Here is a 16,608-nt window from a genome sequence, read left to right on the forward strand (position 1 = left end):
GCGGCGGTCCGCGACGGGCCGCCACCTGCGGGACCGTCGTGCGTGCTGCGGTGGAGGCGACCACCCTGGAGGCCCGGCGTGCGTCGTCGACGCGGGCCGGGCCTCCAGTGTGGTCGCGTCGGATCAGGACCCGACGTTCTCCAGTCGCTCCAGCGTACGCCGTCGCTCCGCCTGTTCCGCCGGGTCCGGCACGGGGAGCGACGCGAGGAGTCGCTGCGTGTACGGGTGCTGCGGCGAACCGAGCACCTGTGCCGTCGTCCCCGACTCGACCAGGTCGCCCCGGTAGAGCACCGCGATGCGGTCGGAGAGCGCGCCGACGACCGCCAGGTCGTGGCTGATGAAGAGCGAGGCGAAGCCGAGGTCCTGCTGGAGCTCGAGGAAGAGCTCGAGCACGCGGGCCTGCACGGACACGTCGAGCGCACTCGTCGGCTCGTCGGCGATGAGCAGCTTCGGCCGGAGCGCGAGCGACCGGGCCAGCGAGGCACGCTGGCGCTGACCACCGGAGAGCTCGTGCGGGTACCGCTCGCCGTAGGCGGCCGGCAGCTGGACGGCCTCGAGCAGTTCGTCGACCTGCTTCCGGGCCGCCCGGGGGCTCGACACCACGCCGTGCACCACGAGCGGCTCGGCGACGCACTCGGCGATGGTGAGCAGCGGGTTGAACGACGTCGCCGGGTCCTGGAAGACGAACCCGATGTCCTTCCGCAGGTGCTTGAAGTCCCGCTCGCGGAACCCGCGCATCTCGGCGCCGAGGACGTTCAGCGACCCGCCGGTGACCTTCGTCAGGCCCGCCATCGCGCGCCCGATCGTGGTCTTGCCCGAGCCGGACTCCCCCACCAGGCCGAGCACCTCGCCCGGACGGATCGCCAGGTCGACGCCCTTGACCGCCGTGAAGGCGGGCGAGCCGAGGCGGCCCGGGTACTCGATGACGAGCCCCTTCGCCTCGACGAGCGGGGTGACGTCCTCGGTGATCGCGGCGCGGCGGGCGGTGCCCGTCGACGCCTCGAGCCGGGGCACGGCCGCGAGCAGCCGCTTCGTGTAGTCGGCCTGCGGCTTCGAGAAGAGGTCCGTCGCGGTGGCCTCCTCGACGATCTCGCCCTGGTACATCACCGCGACGCGGTCGGCGAGGTCGGCGACGACGCCCATGTTGTGCGTGATGATGACGATGGCGGCGCCGAACTCGTCGCGGCACCGACGGAGCAGGTCGAGGATCTCGGCCTGCACCGTGACGTCGAGCGCGGTGGTCGGTTCGTCGGCGATGATGACGCTCGGCTCGAGGGCCAGGGCGCTCGCGATGACCACGCGCTGCTTCTGCCCGCCCGAGAACTGGTGCGGGTAGTGGTCGACACGCGTCTCCGGGTCGGGGATGCCGACGCGGCGCAGGTAGTCGATCGCCTTCTCGCGGGCCTCCTGCTTCGAGACGCCGCCGTGGGCGCGCAGGCCCTCGGCGATCTGCCACCCGACCGTGAACACCGGGTTCAGCGCGGTCGAGGGCTCCTGGAACACCATCGCGCCCGCCGTGCCCCGCAACTCGCGGAGCTTCTGCGCGCCGACGCTCACCACGTCGGTGCCGTCGAGGTAGACGGCTCCGCCGAGGGTCGCCGTCTCCGGCATGAGGCGGAGCATGCTGCGCGCCGTGACCGACTTGCCGGACCCGGACTCGCCGACGAGGGCGAGGACCTCGCCCGGACGGACGTCGATGCTGACGCCCTTCACCGCGTCGACGGCGCCGTTGTCGGTCGCGAACGTGACGGTCAGGTCGTCGACGACGGCGACGGGCTCGGCACCGGTCCCGCGGGGGGCGGTGCGTCGGTCGGTCGCGTCGTCGGCCGGGAGGCCCGGGGTTGCGTCCGTCATGCGGCCGCCCCTTCCGTGTCGGTCGCCTGCTTGCGGGACACCAGCTGCTTCAGCCGGCGGCGTGCGCGCAGACGCGGGTCGGAGATGTCGTTGAGGCTCTCGCCGATGAACGTGACGCCGAGGACGAGCACGACGATCGCGACACCGGGGAACACGCCGGTCCACCACACGCCCGACGCGACGTCGGCCAGGGCTCGGCTGAGGTCGTAGCCCCACTCGGCACCGGCCGTCGGTCCGATGCCGAAGCCCAGGAAGCCGAGGCCGGCCAGGGTCAGGATCGCGTCGCTCGCGTTGAGCGTCAGGATGAGCGGCAGGGACCGGGTCGAGTTCCGCAGGACGTGCCGGGTCATGATGCGCCACGGGTTCGTGCCCATCACGCGCGCCGACTCGACGAAGGCGTCGTTCCTCAGGCGAACGGCCTCGGCGCGGACCACCCGGAAGTACTGCGGCACGTAGACGACGGTGATCGAGATCGCCGCCGCGAGGATGCCGCCGCTGTAGCTCGACCGTCCGCCCGAGATGACGATGGACACGACGATCGCCAGGAGCAGCGACGGGAACGCGTAGATCGCGTCGGCCACCACGACGAGGATGCGGTCGAGCCACCCGCCGAGGTACCCGGACACCATGCCGAGCAGGACACCGACGATGATCGACACCACCACGGCGACGATGACGACGAGGACCGCCGTGCGGGCGCCGTAGACGACGCGGCTGAACACGTCGAAGCCGCCGACCGTCGTGCCCCAGATGTGCTCGGGGCTCGGGGATCCGGTGCGCGGGAAGCTCACGCCGTCGTCGCCCTGCAGCTGGCCGAAGCCGTACGGGGCGATGAGCGGCGCGGCGATCGCGACGACGAGGTAGAGGGCGCAGACGACCACGCCGACGATGAGCATGGCGCGCTGCCAGCCGGTGCTCCGGCGGAGCTGGACCACGACGGGCAGCCGCTTCCACAGCGGTTCGTGGCGGTCGACGAGGGAGGTGTCAGCCATCTCTAGAACCTCACTCTCGGGTCGATCAGGGCGGCGATGACGTCGACGACGAAGTTCGTCACGGCGACGATGACCGCGAGCATCGCGACGATGCCCTGCACCGCGACGAAGTCACGGGCGGACAGGTACTGGTTGAGTTCGAAGCCGAGGCCGCGCCAGCCGAAGGTGGTCTCGGTGAGCACCGAGCCGCCGAGCAGCATCGCGATCTGCAGGCCCATGACGGTGATGATCGGCACGAGCGCCGGACGGAACGCGTGCGTGCGGACCAGTCGGGACTCGCGGACACCGCGGGACCGGGCGGCGTCGACGTACTCGGAGCCGAGCGAGCCGATCATGTTCGCGCGCACGAGCCGCAGGAAGATGCCGGCCGTCAGCAGGCCGAGGGTCAGCGCCGGCAGCACCGCGTGCTGGAGCACGTCACCGATGATCTCGGCGTTGCCGGTGCGGAGCGCGTCGATGATGTAGATGCCGCTCGCGCCGGGGATGCCGTCGAGGACGAGCTGGACCCGTGACGAGGCACGGTCCCCCAGCGGCAGCCAGCCGAGCCACACCGAGAAGACGAGCTTCAGCAGCAGACCGCCGAAGAACACCGGGGTCGCGTAGGTCAGGATCGCGAGGGCGCGGAGCAGCACGTCCGGCCACTTGTCCCGCAGGTAGGCCGCGAGCATGCCGAGCGGGATGCCGAGCACGAGGGCGACGACGAGCGCGTAGAAGACGAGCTCGGCGGTGGCGCCGCCGTACTGCAGGATGATCTCGGTCACCGGGCGGTTGTCCGTCGAGGCCGAGCCGAAGTCGCCCCGCAGCAGCTTGCCGAGGTACTCCAGGTACTGCACGACCACGGGCCGGTCGTACCCGGCTGCGTGCAGGCGTTCCTGCAGCTGCGTCGGGGTGAGGCGACCACCGACCGAGGCGGTGATCGGGTTCCCGATGACACGCATCAGGAAGAACACGAGCGTCACCAGGATGAAGACGGTCGGGATGATGAGGAGGAATCTGACGAGGATGTACCGGCCGAGTCCGCCGCCGCCACCACCGGCACGTCGCTGTGCCTGCGGTTTGATCGGGTCGGTCTCGATCGCCTCGGGGTTCGTGAGGGTCACGGTCGTGGGGTGCCTTTCTCAGCCGTGCGCAGGCCGCGGGCGTTCCTCGTGGGGACGCCCGCGGCCTGCGCGGAGGGCTCGGTGTTCCGTGCCTACTTGCTCAGCGTGGCGTAGCGGAACTTGAACGAGGCGTCGAGCTGGAGCCCCTTGACGTCCTTGCTCGCGACCGCGACGGACTTGCCCTGCAGCAGGGGCAGCGTCGAGATCTGCGACGCCTCGCGCTCCTGGGCCTGCTCGATCAGGTCGGCACGCTTGTCCGGGTCGGACTCCGCCTGCTCCTTCGCGATGAGGTCCTGGATGACCGAGTCGTCGTAGTGGTTCTGGACGAAGTTCTCCTTGGTGAAGAACGGCGACAGGTAGTTGTCGGCGTCGGAGAAGTCGGGGAACCAGCCGAGCTGGTACTCCGGGTAGGCGTCCTTCGTGCGCTCCTGGGCGTAGGTCGTGTAGACCGTCGACTGGATGTTGACGGTGAACAGGCCGGAGTCCTCGAGCTGGGTCTTCAGCAGTGCGTACTCGTCGTCCGACGCCGAGCCGTAGTGGTCGGGCGCGTACTGGATGTCGAGCTGCACCTTGCCGGTGACGCCCGCGTCGGCGAGGGTCTTCTTCGCCTTCGACACGTCCGGACCGCCGTCGCCGTCGCCGTACATGTCCTTGAACGGCTGGACCGCACCGGTGAGGCCGTCCGGCACCATCGAGTACAGCGGGGTGAAGGTGTCGTTGTAGACCTCCTTCGCCAGGGCGGCGCGGTCGACCACGTCAGCGGCGGCCTGGCGCACGGCGAGGGCCTTCGCCTCGTCGGCGTCGTCCTGACCGGTGCCGAACGGCTGGGTCTTGAAGTTGAAGACCACGTAGCGGATCTCGCCGCCGGGGCCGTCCGTGACCGTGAGCTTGTCGTCCTTGCGCAGGTCCGAGATGTCGGTCGGCGTGAGCGAGCGGTACGCCACGTCGACGTCGCCCTTCTGCACGGCGAGCTTGAGGTCGGTCTCCTTCGTGAAGTAGTTGGCCGTCACCTCGTCGGTCTTCGCCTTGCCGAGCACGCCGTCGTACTTCGGGTTCACCTTGTACTGGATCAGCTGGTTCTCCTTGTAGGAGCTGATCTGGTACTGCCCGGCGAACGCCTTGCCCTTGACGATGTCGTCGGCGCTGGTGAGCTTCGTCGCGCTGAAGACGTCCTCGTCGACGATCGGGCCCGCGGGGCTCGAGAGCACCTGCGGCCAGGTCTGGTCGGCGTGGTCGAGGTTGAACACCACGGTCGTGTCGTCCGGGGTGTCGATGCTCTTGAGGTTGGCCAGCAGCGACTGCGGGCCGTTCTCGTTGTTGATCTTCAACTCGCGGTCGAACGAGAACTTCACGTCGCTCGAGGTGAGCTTGTTGCCGTTCGCGAACTCGAGCCCGTCCTTGAGGGTGACCTCGTACGTGGTCGGGTTCGTGAACTCCGCCTTCGTGGCGATGTCGGGCTCGACGTCCGGGCTGCCCACCGGGGTGTTCATCAGGAACGGGAAGACCTGGTTCTGCACGGCGAAGGAGCCGTTGTCGTAGGAACCCGCCGGGTCGAGGGACGTGATCTTGTCCGTCGTCCCGATGCTCAGGCCGTTCAGTTCGGTGTCACTCACGCTGCTGCTCGCGCAGCCGGTGAGCACCAGCGCCGTCGCTGCTGCACCGGCGCCGAGCGCGATGCCGCGCTTGCCCCACTTGGTCACGGATGCCATGTCCGCTGCCTCTCTGGTCGTGATTGCAAGGGTCCTGGGCCGGGGGTGGATCGTCTGTGTGGCCGACCAGGAACGCTCATTGGTATCACCCTGTCACGGAACCGACCGAACCGAGGGCCGATTGTTTACACCGCTGTAACGCACGCTCCTGTCGTGTGGTGCATGATTCCGCCGTTCCCGAGCGGCGTGTCACGCACGAAGGTTGCGTCGTGCAACTGCGCGCTCTCCCCGTCGCCGCGCGGCTGTCGCCGGCGCTCGGGGTCGCACGAAGTGCCGCCCCGACGCTCCTGCGTCGGCGCGCCAGCGCCCGAGGTCGCACGAAGTGCCGCCCCGCCGCTCCCCGAGCAGCTGATCGTGCGACCGCGACGCCCCGCACGCGGCGCGCTGTGCGACCTCGGCGCGCGGGCAGTCCGGGCGCTCGGGCGCTCCTGCTCCGAGGTCCCGAAGTTCCAGCACCTCGGCGGGAGCCCTCGCCCGCCGAGGTCGCACTCCGCCCCGGTACCGCCACCGGTTCCCGTTACGGAGTGCGACCTCACCCGGCCGGGAGGCCCGCCCCCGCCCATCACGTCGGTCCTCGACGGCCAACAGGTCGCGGCCACCCCCGCCGAGCGCACGAGACGATCTCCGCGCGTTGTGCGGAGTTTGCCGAGGCGTGCGTCCTCGGCTGACCGGCGACCGGTGGACCGCACGTCTCGACCTGCCGACGGCGCACGGCGACCCGGCCCCGGAGATGAGCAGATCCGGCGAGCACGGCGCATCGCACGCTGCGTCTTACGCGACCTCGGCGCGCGGGCCGGTGGGGCACTTCCCCTGCCCCCGGTCCGGTGTCGGAGCGCCGCAGCGCGGGCAGCGCAGGCGCCCGAGGTCGCACGACGTGCCGCCCCGATGCCCCCGCAGCAGCCGATCCAGCAACCACGGCGCACCGCACGCGGCGGGTTGCGCGACCCCGGCGCACGGGCCGGGCGCCGGCGGCAGCGGTACCGGCGCGCAGGCCGCCAGCGGCCCCCGCAGCGGGTGCTAGGACGCCTCGGAGTCGGCGCGGAGCCGCATGCGCTGGGCGTCGATGTCGACGAGCTGCCGCTGGAGTTCGGCACGTCGGTCGGCCTGCTGGTGCGGGTCGGTGCGCTGGAGCTGCCCGAGCAGGGACGCCTTGCGGGCGAGCAGGTCGCGCTCGACCAGGGCCACGACGATGCTCCGGCAGTAGGCCGCCAGGTCCTCGTCGTTGCGCGCCGGGATCGGGGCGAGGGCGAGTTCGTGGGTCAGCGTCCGCAGCGGCGCCGGCACGTCGGCGAGCAACCGGTCGAGCCAGTCCCCCGCGGTGATGACGTCCGAGTTGGCGACGACGGCGTCCCGCACGACGGCGAGCATCGGCGTCGAGAACGTGGCCGAGGCGGCGAGTCCGAGCAGCGTCGCCCCGACGGAGACCGGCTGCTGCACCATCGCCATGACGGCGTCGCGTTCCATCCGGCTGATGGGGTCGTTGGGCAGCGACCGGATCCCTGCGACCGGCTCGTCGACCGGGCCGGCCGCCTCGCCACCGTGACCGGACCCGCGGTCGTGCCCCGGGCCTCCGTTGCGGTCGTCCGTGCCGGACCCGGTGCGACGCCTGGCGGTCTCGACCGACCGGCGGACCTCGGCCATCTCCATGCCGAGCCAGCCGGCGAGCTCACGGACGTACCCCTGGGTGAGCGACCGGTCGCGGATGCCGGCGAGCACGGGCGCCGCGGCGCGCAGGGCGCTGACGCGACCCTCGACGGTCTCGAGGTCGTGGCCGTCGAGCGTGCGACGGATCATGAACTCGAACATCGGGCGCTTGTTCGTGACGAGCCGGCGGATGGCGTCGTCACCGCGGGCGAGCCGGAGGTCGCACGGGTCGAGCCCGCCCGGGGCGACGGCGACGAAGGTCTGCGCGGCGAAGCGCTGCTCCTCGGCGAAGGCGCGCGAGGCGGCGCGCTGCCCGGCCTCGTCCGGGTCGAACGTGAACACGACTTCGCCGTTGGCGTTCGGGTCGGCGCCGGCCAGGTCGCCGAGCATCGGGCGGAGCACCTTGATGTGGTCGACGCCGAAGGACGTGCCGCACGTGGCCACCGCGGTGGTGACGCCGGCGACGTGGCACGCCATGACGTCGGTGTAGCCCTCGACGATGACGACCTGCTTCTGCTTCGCGATGTCGCGGCGGGCGAGGTCGAGTCCGTAGAGCACCTGGCTCTTGTGGTAGATCGGGGTCTCGGGCGTGTTGAGGTACTTCGGGCCCTTGTCGTCCTCGAGCAGGCGGCGCGCGCCGAACCCGATCGTCGCCCCGGTGACGTCGCGGATGGGCCACATCAGTCGCCCGCGGAACCGGTCGTACGGCGAGCGGTCGCCCTGGCTGACGAGCCCGGCGGACACGAGCTCCTCCATCGTGAAGCCCCGCCCCCGCAGGTGGTCCTTGAGCATGTCGAACGACTTGGGCGCGAAGCCGACGCCGAAGTGCTGCGCGGCCGAGGGGTCGAAGCCGCGCTCCCCCAGGAACCGGCGGGCCGGTTCGGCGGCGGCCGTCGTGAGCTGGGACGTGTAGTACTCGAGCGCCGCCTCGTTCGCGGCGATGAGCCGGGCACGCGTGTTGTAGTCGGTGCGCGGCCCGTCGCCCTCTTCGTAGTGCAGCGTGAAGCCGATCTTCGCCGCCATGCGCTCGACCGCCTCGGCGAAGGTGGTGTGGTCCTGCGCCATGATGAAGCTGAAGACGTCGCCGTCCTCACCGCAACCGAAGCAGTGGTACCGACCGACCTGGGGCCGCACGTGGAACGAGGGCGACCGTTCGTCGTGGAAGGGGCAGAGGCCCTTCATCGACCCGACGCCGGCGTTCTTCAGCGTGACGTAGTCGCCGACGACGTCGGCGATGTTGACACGCGAGCGGACCTCGTCGATGTCGTTCCGCGCGATCCTGCCAGCCACCCCTCGATCCTAGTTCCTGGAACCGACCTCGACCGACCGGCGTCGACACCGACCGCGCCGACGGGCGCCGACCCGCGTCGACACCGAGCGCGCCGACGGGCGCCGACCGGCGTCGACGCGGACCGCGCCGACGGCCGCCGACCGCTCACACCGGGATGTGGACGGTCTCCCGCTCGCCGACGACCAGCCGTCGGTGCCACGCGATCGCGCCCTGGTCGGTCAGGCTCGCCACCTGGTCGACCACGGCGCGGAGCCGCCCGGCGTCGTCGCCGGCCGCACGCCAGTCGGCGGCGAAGCCCGGCTCGAGGGCTGCGTCGCCCGAGGCCGCCAGCGCGTCGAGGAGCTCGGTGAGCACCCGCCGCTGGTCCTCGTACACGGGCTGGCGGTCGCCGTGGGTCATGACGAAGGCCGCGACGATGCCCTTGAGCACCGCGATCTCGCCGATGATCTCCGGCGGGGTGACGACCGACGCGGCGAACCGGACGAGCGAGCCCGAGGCGTAGGCGGCCCGCGTCGCCGCGGTCGCCGTCCGGGCGAAGCGGCCGATGAGCTGCGACGTCAGGTTCTTCAGACGCGCGGCGTCACGACGGGACCCGTCGTACGCGGTCATCCAGAGCGGAAGCGCGCGCAGCCGGTCGAAAGCCTCGAGCAGCTCGTCACGGCTCAGGTCGTCGCCGACCCACGCGTGCATGGCGCTCACGATGTCGTTTTCGCCGACCCGGTCGCCCAGGGCGGCGACGTCGATGAACCCGGCGACGACGGCGTCCTCGAAGTCGTGCACCGAGTACGCGATGTCGTCGGACAGGTCCATGACCTGCGCCTCGATGCACCGCTGCCGGCGGGGTGCCCCGGCGCGGAGCCACGCGAAGGCGTCGTGGTCGTCGTCGTAGAAGCCGAACTTCGTCCGACCCGACGACGACTCCGACACGCCCTGCGAGGCCGGCCACGGGTACTTGCAGCTGGCGTCGAGCGACGCGCGCGTCAGGTTGAGCCCGTAGGCCTGCCCGTCGTCGCCGTAGACCTTCGGCTCGAGCCGGGTGAGCAGCCGGAGGGTCTGGGCGTTCCCCTCGAAGCCGCCGATGCCGGCCGCCCACGCGTTGACGGCGGTCTCGCCGTTGTGGCCGAACGGCGGGTGGCCGATGTCGTGCGCCAGGCAGGCCGTGTCCACCACGTCGGGGTCGAGGCCGAGCGAGTCGGCGAGCTCGCGGCCGACCTGCGCGACCTCGAGCGAGTGCGTCAGCCGGTTGCGGGCGAAGTCGAGGCCGGCCGTCGGGCTGAGCACCTGCGTCTTGGCGGCCAGGCGCCGGAGCGCGCTGGAGTGCAGCAGCCGGGCACGGTCGCGTGCGAAGTCGGACCGGCGGTTGCCGTGCTGTTCGGGCAGCCAGCGCTCGGCGTCGGCCGGCCCGTACGAGGCGAAGGCGCTCATCCGCCGCTGTGGTGCAGCTCGGCGGCGGCGAGGACCTTGCGGAACTCGGCGTCGACGTCGCGGCTCTCGAGCCAGCGGTCCGGCAGGGCGGTGCGCTTCGGGTGTCCGGCGCGGCCGCGGGGCCCCTCGGCGTCGGCGCCCGGGTACGGCGCGTCGTGGTCGAGCTGCCCGAGCAGGTCGTCGATCTCCTGCAGGCTCGAGGCCATCGCCAGGGCGGACCGGACGTCGCTGCCGATCGGGTACCCCTTGAAGTACCACGCCACGTGCTTGCGGACGTCGCGGCAGCCGTGCTCCTCGGACCCGAAGAACTCGACGAGCAGCTCGGCGTGCCGACGGAAGCCGACCGCGACCTCGCCCAGGGAGGGCATGTAGCGCAGCCCCTCGCCCCGGAACGCCGCGGCCAGGTCGCCGAACAGCCACGGGCGGCCCAGGCAGCCGCGGCCGACGACCACGCCGTCGGCGCCGGTCTCCTGGACCATCCGGACGGCGTCGGCGGCGGACCAGATGTCGCCGTTGCCGAGGACCGGGATGTCGGTGACGGTCTCCTTCAGGGTCGCGATCGCCGACCAGTCGGCCTGCCCGGAGTAGTGCTCGTTCGCGGTGCGGGCGTGCAGCGAGACCGCGGCGACACCGGCGTCGCGCGCGATGCGGGCGGCGTCGAGGTAGGTCAGGTGGTCCTCGTCGATGCCCTTGCGCATCTTCACGGTGACCGGGACGTCACCGGCAGCGCGGACGGTCTTGGTGACGAGCTCCTTGAACAGCTCGGTCTTCCAGGGCAGGGCCGCGCCGCCGCCCTTCCGGGTGACCTTGGGCACCGGGCACCCGAAGTTCAGGTCGATGTGGTCGGCACGGTCCTCGCCCACCAGGATCGTGGCGGCCTCGGCCACGGTGTTCGGCTCGACACCGTACAGCTGGATCGACCGCGGCGTCTCGGACTCGTGGTGCTGGATGAGCTGCATCGACACGGGCGTCCGTTCGACGAGCGCCCGCGAGGTGATCATCTCGCACACGTAGAGCCCGGCGCCGTACTCGCGGCAGAGCCGGCGGTAGGCCATGTTCGTGATCCCCGCCATCGGCGCGAGCACGACCGGGACGTCGACCTCGATCGGGCCGATGCGCAGGGGGCCGCCGATGCGCGCGGGTGCTTGTGTGATCGTCATACCTGTCCCATCCTCCCACGTCGGTGCTCGCCGGTAGCGTTCTCCACATGACGAGCGACGCCATCTCCCGGTTCGACGCCGACGCCCGGGCCCGCGGCCTGGCGGTCGAGGTCGTCGAGCGCCCGGCCGCCGACTCCCTGCACGGAGCCGCCGAGCTGCTCGGCATCGAGCCCGGCGACATCGTGAAGACCCTCGTCGTGAAGCGGCACGACGGCGGCTACCTGCTCGCGCTCGTGCCCGGTGGCCGCAGCATCGCCTGGAAGAAGCTCCGCACGGTCGTCGGCGTCAACAAGCTGTCGATGCCCGACGCCGCCACCGCGCTCGAGGCATCCGGCTACGAACGCGGCACGATCACGCCGATCGGTGCCACAGGCGACCTGCCGGTGTACGCCGACGAGCGCGTCCTCGGCCGCCGGGTCGCCCTCGGGGCCGGACGCCACGGTGCGAGCGCCTTCGTCGACGCCGACGCCCTCGTCGCCGCCTACGGCGCGACGGTCGCCGACATCACCGACGAGGAACCCCAGCGCGGCTGACCAGTCCCGGCACCCGACCGGACGCGCCCCCGCACCGCTGTCGCGCCCCGCAGGACCGGGGCACGACGACCGCGTCGGGGCGCAGTTCCGAGCGTGCCGCCGCGTGGGCGTCGCGCCAGGCAGGGCCGTCGCACGGCGCCCACCCCATCGCGCCCCCGTGCGGGCGTCGCGCCCGGCAGTGCCGGGGCGCGACGCCCGCACAGGGGCGCAGTCCGGGGGGCGCAGGCCGGACCTCAGTCCGGCACCTCGGTCCAGTCACCCTCAGCGCCTGGCACGAAGCACGAGTCACCCTCGCAGACGGGCGCACCGCCCGGCGTCACGAGTGTGAGCAGTGCGGGTTGCGCGGCCGCCGTCGCTCCGTCGGCCGGGAGGCCCGGCGCGGCACCCACGGACACCGTCGCGCCCGTCACCGGGTCACCGCCGCGTCCGCGCTCGCGTCGTCCGCCGCACGCTCGGCCGCCGAGGCGACCTCGTCCGGGGTCGTCTCGCGCAGGGCGACCACCTGGTGGAGCACCTGCTCGAACGCCGTCGGGTCCTGGGCGCCCGAGACGCCGTACTTGCCGTCGATGACGAAGAACGGCACGCCGTTGATGCCGAACGCCTGCGCCTGGGCCTGGTCGGCGCGGACGGCCGCGAGCTGCGCGTCGTCGCGGAGCGTGGCGAGGACCTCGTCGCGGTCGAGGCCGACCTCGGCGGCCAGGTCGGCGAGCGAGGCCTCTTGTCCGACGTGCTCACCCCGCTCGAAGTAGGCGGTGAACAGCCGCTCGACCATCTCGAGCTGCTTGCCGTGCTGCTTCGCGAGGTGGATGACCTGGTGCGCCTTCACCGTGTTGGTGTGGTGCATCGCCTCGAAGTCGTAGTCGAGTCCGACGCCGGCGGCGATCGCGCTGACCTGGTCGAGCATCTGCTGCGCCTGGTCGACGGGCATGCCCTTGTGTCCCGACAGGAACTCGGCCTCGGTCCCCTCGAAGTCGACGGGGGTGTCCGGGCTCAGCTCGAAGGAGTGGTACTCGACCTCGACGGGCCGCCCGTCCGACGAGGCGCCGAACGCGGCGACGCCGGCCTCGAACTTGCGCTTGCCGATGTAGCACCAGGGGCAGGCGATGTCCGACCAGACATCGACCTTCACGGAGTCGTTCATGCTGACCCCAACGCGCGGCGTGCGGGCGCATTCCCGCCGCACAACCAAAATCACCTCGCGCCGCGGGATCGCGCGGTTCGAGGTGACTTTGGTTGTGCGAAGCGCATCTGCGCCGGGCCGCGCCGGCCCGCGGCGAACCGCTACGCGCCGAGCAGCCGCTGCGCCAGGTAGCCCTGCAGCTGGTCGAGCGAGACGCGCTCCTGGCCCATGGTGTCGCGCTCGCGCACGGTCACGGCCGTGTCCTCGAGCGTGTCGAAGTCGACCGTGATGCAGAACGGCGTGCCGATCTCGTCGTGGCGACGGTAGCGACGGCCGATGGCACCGGCGTCGTCGAAGTCCACGTTCCAGTTCTTGCGCAGGTCGTCGGCCAGGCCGCGGGCGACGGGCGAGAGCTGCTCGTTGCGCGACAGCGGCAGCACGGCGGCCTTCACGGGCGCCAGGCGCGGGTCGAGGCGCAGCACGGTGCGCTTGTCGACGCCGCCCTTCGCGTTCGGGGCCTCGTCCTCGTGGTACGAGTCGAGCAGGAACGCCATGAGCGCACGGGTCAGGCCGAACGACGGCTCGATGACGTACGGCACGTACTTCTCGTTGGCGGCCTGGTCGAAGAAGCGCAGGTCCTGACCGGAGGACTCGATGTGGTTGTTGAGGTCGAAGTCGGTGCGGTTCGCGACGCCCATCAGCTCGCCCCACTCCGAGCCCGTGAAGCCGAAGCGGTACTCGATGTCGGCGGTGGCGTCGGAGTAGTGCGCCCGCTCACCGTCCGGCACGTCGAAGCGGCGCAGGTTCTCGGGGTCGATGCCGAGGTCGGTGTAGAACGCGACCGAATCGGTGATCCACTGCTCGTAGTGCTCGCCCGCCTCGGCCGGCGGCACGAAGTACTCGATCTCCATCTGCTCGAACTCGCGGGTGCGGAAGATGAAGTTGCCGGGCGTGATCTCGTTGCGGAACGCCTTGCCGACCTGGCCGATGCCGAACGGGGGCTTCATGCGGCTGGTCGTCACGACCTGCGCGAAGTCGACGAAGATGCCCTGGGCGGTCTCGGGGCGCAGGAAGTTCAGGCCTTCCTCGGACTCGACCGGGCCGAGGTAGGTCTTGAGCATCCCGGAGAACTCGCGTGGCTCGGTCCACTCGCCGCGCGTGCCGCAGTTCGGGCAGGCGATCTCGGCCATGCGGCCCTCGGGGTCGCGGCCCTTCTTCGCGACGAACGCCTCGATGAGGTGGTCCTCGCGGAACCGGTGGTGGCAGTGCAGGCACTCCACCAGCGGGTCGGTGAAGGTCGCGACGTGGCCGGAGGCCTCCCACACCTTGCGGGGCAGGATCACGGCGGAGTCGAGGCCGACCATGTCCCCGCGGCCACGGACGAACCGCTGCCACCACTGGCGCTTGATGTTCTCCTTGAGCTCGACACCGAGGGGCCCGTAGTCCCACGCGGAGCGGGAACCTCCGTAGATCTCGCCCGACTGGAAGACGAAGCCGCGGCGCTTGGCCAGGGCGATGACGCTGTCGAGACGGGAGGGCTGTGCCAAAGGGTGCTCCAGAGGTCGCCGAGCTGGGTGCTCGGTGCGGAAACGGTCCGGGCAAGACTACCGGCGTTCGTGGCCCGGGAGGCCCGCCCCGCGTCCGCCGACGCCCCTCACGCCGCCGGCGTGGTCGCGCCCACACCGGCCAGCGCGGCCGCCACGTCGGTCACGTCCGCCTCGTCGTTCCAGAGGTGGAACGCGATCCGCAGCCGCCCGGCTCGGCCCGAGGCCGTGAGCCCTGCGGCGGTGAGTGCCCGGAGGGCCGACCCGTCCGCGTCCGCGAACGTGACGATCGCCTGCCCGTCACCCTGCCGGGGTGACCCGAGGGTGTCGCACAGCCGGTCTGCGAGACCGGTGGCGTGCCTCCAGACCGACCGCTGGTCGAGCGCGACGGCGTGCTGCAGGGCGGCCACCGCACCGGGCCACGCCTGCCAGGCCGGCGAGACGTCGAAGCGACGCGCGTCGTCGGCCAGGCGCATGGCGGGGCCGTAGCACGAGGACCACACGTCCTCGCCCGCGTACCAGCCGGCCTGGACCGGCCGGAGCCGCCCGAGCGCGGTGTCGGACAGCGTCATGAACGCGACGCCGCGCGGGGCGCATAGCCACTTGTAGGCGTGCGTCAGCGTCACGTCGAACGGTGCCGCGTCGACGGGCAGGACGCCGGCTGCCTGCGTGAGGTCGCAGAGGGTCAGGGCGCCGACCCGCCGGGCGGCGGCGACCACCGGACCGGGGTCCGTGACCACGCCGGTGGCGGACTGCACCGCGGACCATGCGACGAGGGCGGTGGCGGGACCGACGGACGCGGCGAGCCGGTCGAGCGGGACGTGCCGCACCCGGACGCCGCGGTGCGCCTGGGCGAGGAACGGGAAGACGACCGAGCTGAAGTCGCCGTCGGGCACGACCACCTCGGCGCCGTCCGGCAGCGCGTCGGCGACGACGGCCGCCATGACCGAGGTCTGCGAGCCGGTCGCGACCCGCTCCGCCGGGACGCCGACGAGGGCGGCGAAGAGCGCACGGCCCTGCTCGACCAGGGCGCCGTACCGGGCCGGCGACGTCTCGGCGCGGGACCACGCGTCGAGGTCGGCGCGCTGGGCGGCGAGCGTCGCGCGGGTCGGCAGTCCTGCGGTGCACGCCGCGAGGTAGCCGCGGCCGGCGGGGAAGGAGTCCATGCGGGCAGCGTCGCCGCTCGCACCCCATCACACCAGGGCCGATCCGTTGTGCCGGCGATAACATCACGTGATGGACGAGATCGATCCCCAGCTGCTCCGGGTCCTCCGTGCCGTGGCCGACGGTGGCTCGATCACCCGCGCCGCCGCCGCCCTCGGGTCGAGCCAGCCGGCGGTCAGCCAGCTGCTCGCCCGGGCCGAGCAGCGCCTCGGCCACACGCTCGTGCTGCGCTCCGGGCAGGACGGCCGCGGCGGGCGGGGTGCGACGCTGACCGACGCCGGGCGGGTGCTCGCGGACCACGCCCTGCACGTGCAGGCCGCGCTGAGCGCCGCGCGCGAGGACCTCGACGCCGTCGGCGGCCTGAGCCGGGGCCGGGTGCGCCTGGCGGGGTTCCCGAGCGCCTCGTCGACCCTGGTGCCCGCCGTGCTCGCGGCGATGGCGACGACCGCGCCGGGTGTGACGACCTCGTACGTCGAGGTCGAGCCGCCCGAGGCCCTCGAGCTCGTCCGGAGCGGCGAGGTCGACGTCGCCCTGACGTTCACCCACGTCGGCGACGACACCGGGACCGACCCGGCGCTGTGGTCCCGGGCCCTCGGGCGCGACCCCCTGGCGCTCGTCACCGCCCGGGACGCCGCGGCACCGGAGCACCGCGACGAGGCGGTCGACCTCGCCGCGTTCCGGGACGCCCGCTGGATCGGTGGGTGTCCGCGCTGCCGGGGGCACCTGCTCGCCTCGTGCGCGGCGTCGGGCTTCACGCCGGACATCGTGCTCGAGACCGACAACGCCGCCGCCGTGGTCGGCCTCGTCGCCGCGGGGCTCGGGCTGGCACTGCTCCCCCGGCTCGCACTCGTCACCACCGTCCTGCCGCCACAGGTGCGGGTGGCCCCGGCGGACGACGAGCTCGCGCGCCGGGTCGAGGTCGTCGTGGCACGCGGGGCCGACCGGGTGCCGAGCGTCCGGGCGACCCTCGAGGCCGTGCGGGCGTCGGCGCACCTGCTCGACGGACCGCTGCCCGGCTGAACGGGGCTCGGGCTCTCGGGGTTCCGCGCTCGCGGACTCGTTCGCGCGCCCC

At 72.1% G+C, this 16,608-nt stretch carries 12 protein-coding genes; 2 read left to right on the forward strand and 10 right to left on the reverse strand.

Going from position 1 to position 16,608, the window contains the following annotated elements; translation table 11 throughout:
- Positions 1 to 123: 123 nt before the first annotated feature.
- From BIU97_RS06835 to dusB, 7 genes are all read right to left on the reverse strand, one after another.
- Entirely contained in the window at positions 124 to 1,854 is a 1,731-nt protein-coding gene (locus tag BIU97_RS06835; RefSeq protein ID WP_254782932.1) for an ABC transporter ATP-binding protein, read from the reverse strand.
- The gene (locus BIU97_RS06840; protein WP_071297278.1) at positions 1,851 to 2,846 is read right to left on the reverse strand and encodes an ABC transporter permease; all 996 of its coding nucleotides are present in this window, start codon (positions 2,844 to 2,846) and stop codon (positions 1,851 to 1,853) included. The genes BIU97_RS06835 and BIU97_RS06840 overlap by 4 nt, the downstream gene beginning before the upstream one ends.
- A 2-nt stretch (positions 2,847 to 2,848) precedes the next feature.
- Entirely contained in the window at positions 2,849 to 3,946 is a 1,098-nt protein-coding gene (locus BIU97_RS06845) for an ABC transporter permease (protein WP_071254727.1), read from the reverse strand.
- Positions 3,947 to 4,038: 92 nt separating this feature from the next.
- On the reverse strand, positions 4,039 to 5,655 hold the full coding sequence (locus BIU97_RS06850; RefSeq protein ID WP_071254724.1) for an ABC transporter substrate-binding protein: 1,617 nt from the start codon (positions 5,653 to 5,655) through the stop codon (positions 4,039 to 4,041).
- A 1,017-nt stretch (positions 5,656 to 6,672) separates the two neighbouring features.
- The gene (gene dnaG / locus BIU97_RS06855; protein ID WP_071297279.1) at positions 6,673 to 8,589 is read right to left on the reverse strand and encodes a DNA primase; all 1,917 of its coding nucleotides are present in this window, start codon (positions 8,587 to 8,589) and stop codon (positions 6,673 to 6,675) included.
- A 145-nt stretch (positions 8,590 to 8,734) separates the two neighbouring features.
- Entirely contained in the window at positions 8,735 to 10,015 is a 1,281-nt protein-coding gene (locus tag BIU97_RS06860; RefSeq protein WP_071254720.1) for a deoxyguanosinetriphosphate triphosphohydrolase, read from the reverse strand.
- Entirely contained in the window at positions 10,012 to 11,175 is a 1,164-nt protein-coding gene (gene dusB / locus BIU97_RS06865) for a tRNA dihydrouridine synthase DusB (RefSeq protein WP_071297280.1), read from the reverse strand. The genes BIU97_RS06860 and dusB overlap by 4 nt, the downstream gene beginning before the upstream one ends.
- Before the next feature lie 47 nt (positions 11,176 to 11,222).
- Here dusB and BIU97_RS06870 point away from each other — a divergent pair, with 47 nt between their 5' ends.
- Positions 11,223 to 11,708 (forward strand): aminoacyl-tRNA deacylase, encoded by a 486-nt coding sequence (locus BIU97_RS06870; protein ID WP_071254714.1) that lies wholly within the window; start codon positions 11,223 to 11,225, stop codon positions 11,706 to 11,708.
- Positions 11,709 to 12,114: 406 nt separating this feature from the next.
- On the opposite strand, the gene BIU97_RS06875 is transcribed toward BIU97_RS06870, so the two are convergent.
- The 3 genes from BIU97_RS06875 to BIU97_RS06885 all read right to left on the reverse strand — a co-directional run bounded on the left by BIU97_RS06875 (position 12,115) and on the right by BIU97_RS06885 (position 15,538).
- Positions 12,115 to 12,849, reverse strand: a complete 735-nt coding sequence (locus BIU97_RS06875) for a DsbA family oxidoreductase (protein WP_071297281.1) — start codon at positions 12,847 to 12,849, stop codon at positions 12,115 to 12,117.
- Between the two features lie 140 nt (positions 12,850 to 12,989).
- Positions 12,990 to 14,375 (reverse strand): glycine--tRNA ligase, encoded by a 1,386-nt coding sequence (locus tag BIU97_RS06880; protein ID WP_071297282.1) that lies wholly within the window; start codon positions 14,373 to 14,375, stop codon positions 12,990 to 12,992.
- Between the two features lie 107 nt (positions 14,376 to 14,482).
- Positions 14,483 to 15,538 carry an aminotransferase class V-fold PLP-dependent enzyme gene (locus tag BIU97_RS06885; protein ID WP_071297283.1) on the reverse strand — a complete coding sequence of 352 codons (1,056 nt, stop codon included), beginning with the start codon at positions 15,536 to 15,538 and terminating at the stop codon, positions 14,483 to 14,485.
- Between the two features lie 70 nt (positions 15,539 to 15,608).
- On the opposite strand from BIU97_RS06885, the gene BIU97_RS06890 reads away from it, so the two are divergent.
- On the forward strand, positions 15,609 to 16,556 hold the full coding sequence (locus BIU97_RS06890; RefSeq protein WP_071297284.1) for a LysR family transcriptional regulator: 948 nt from the start codon (positions 15,609 to 15,611) through the stop codon (positions 16,554 to 16,556).
- Positions 16,557 to 16,608 lie beyond the last annotated feature (52 nt).

This window comes from Curtobacterium sp. MCBA15_009 (assembly GCF_001864895.1).
GTDB lineage: Bacteria > Actinomycetota > Actinomycetes > Actinomycetales > Microbacteriaceae > Curtobacterium.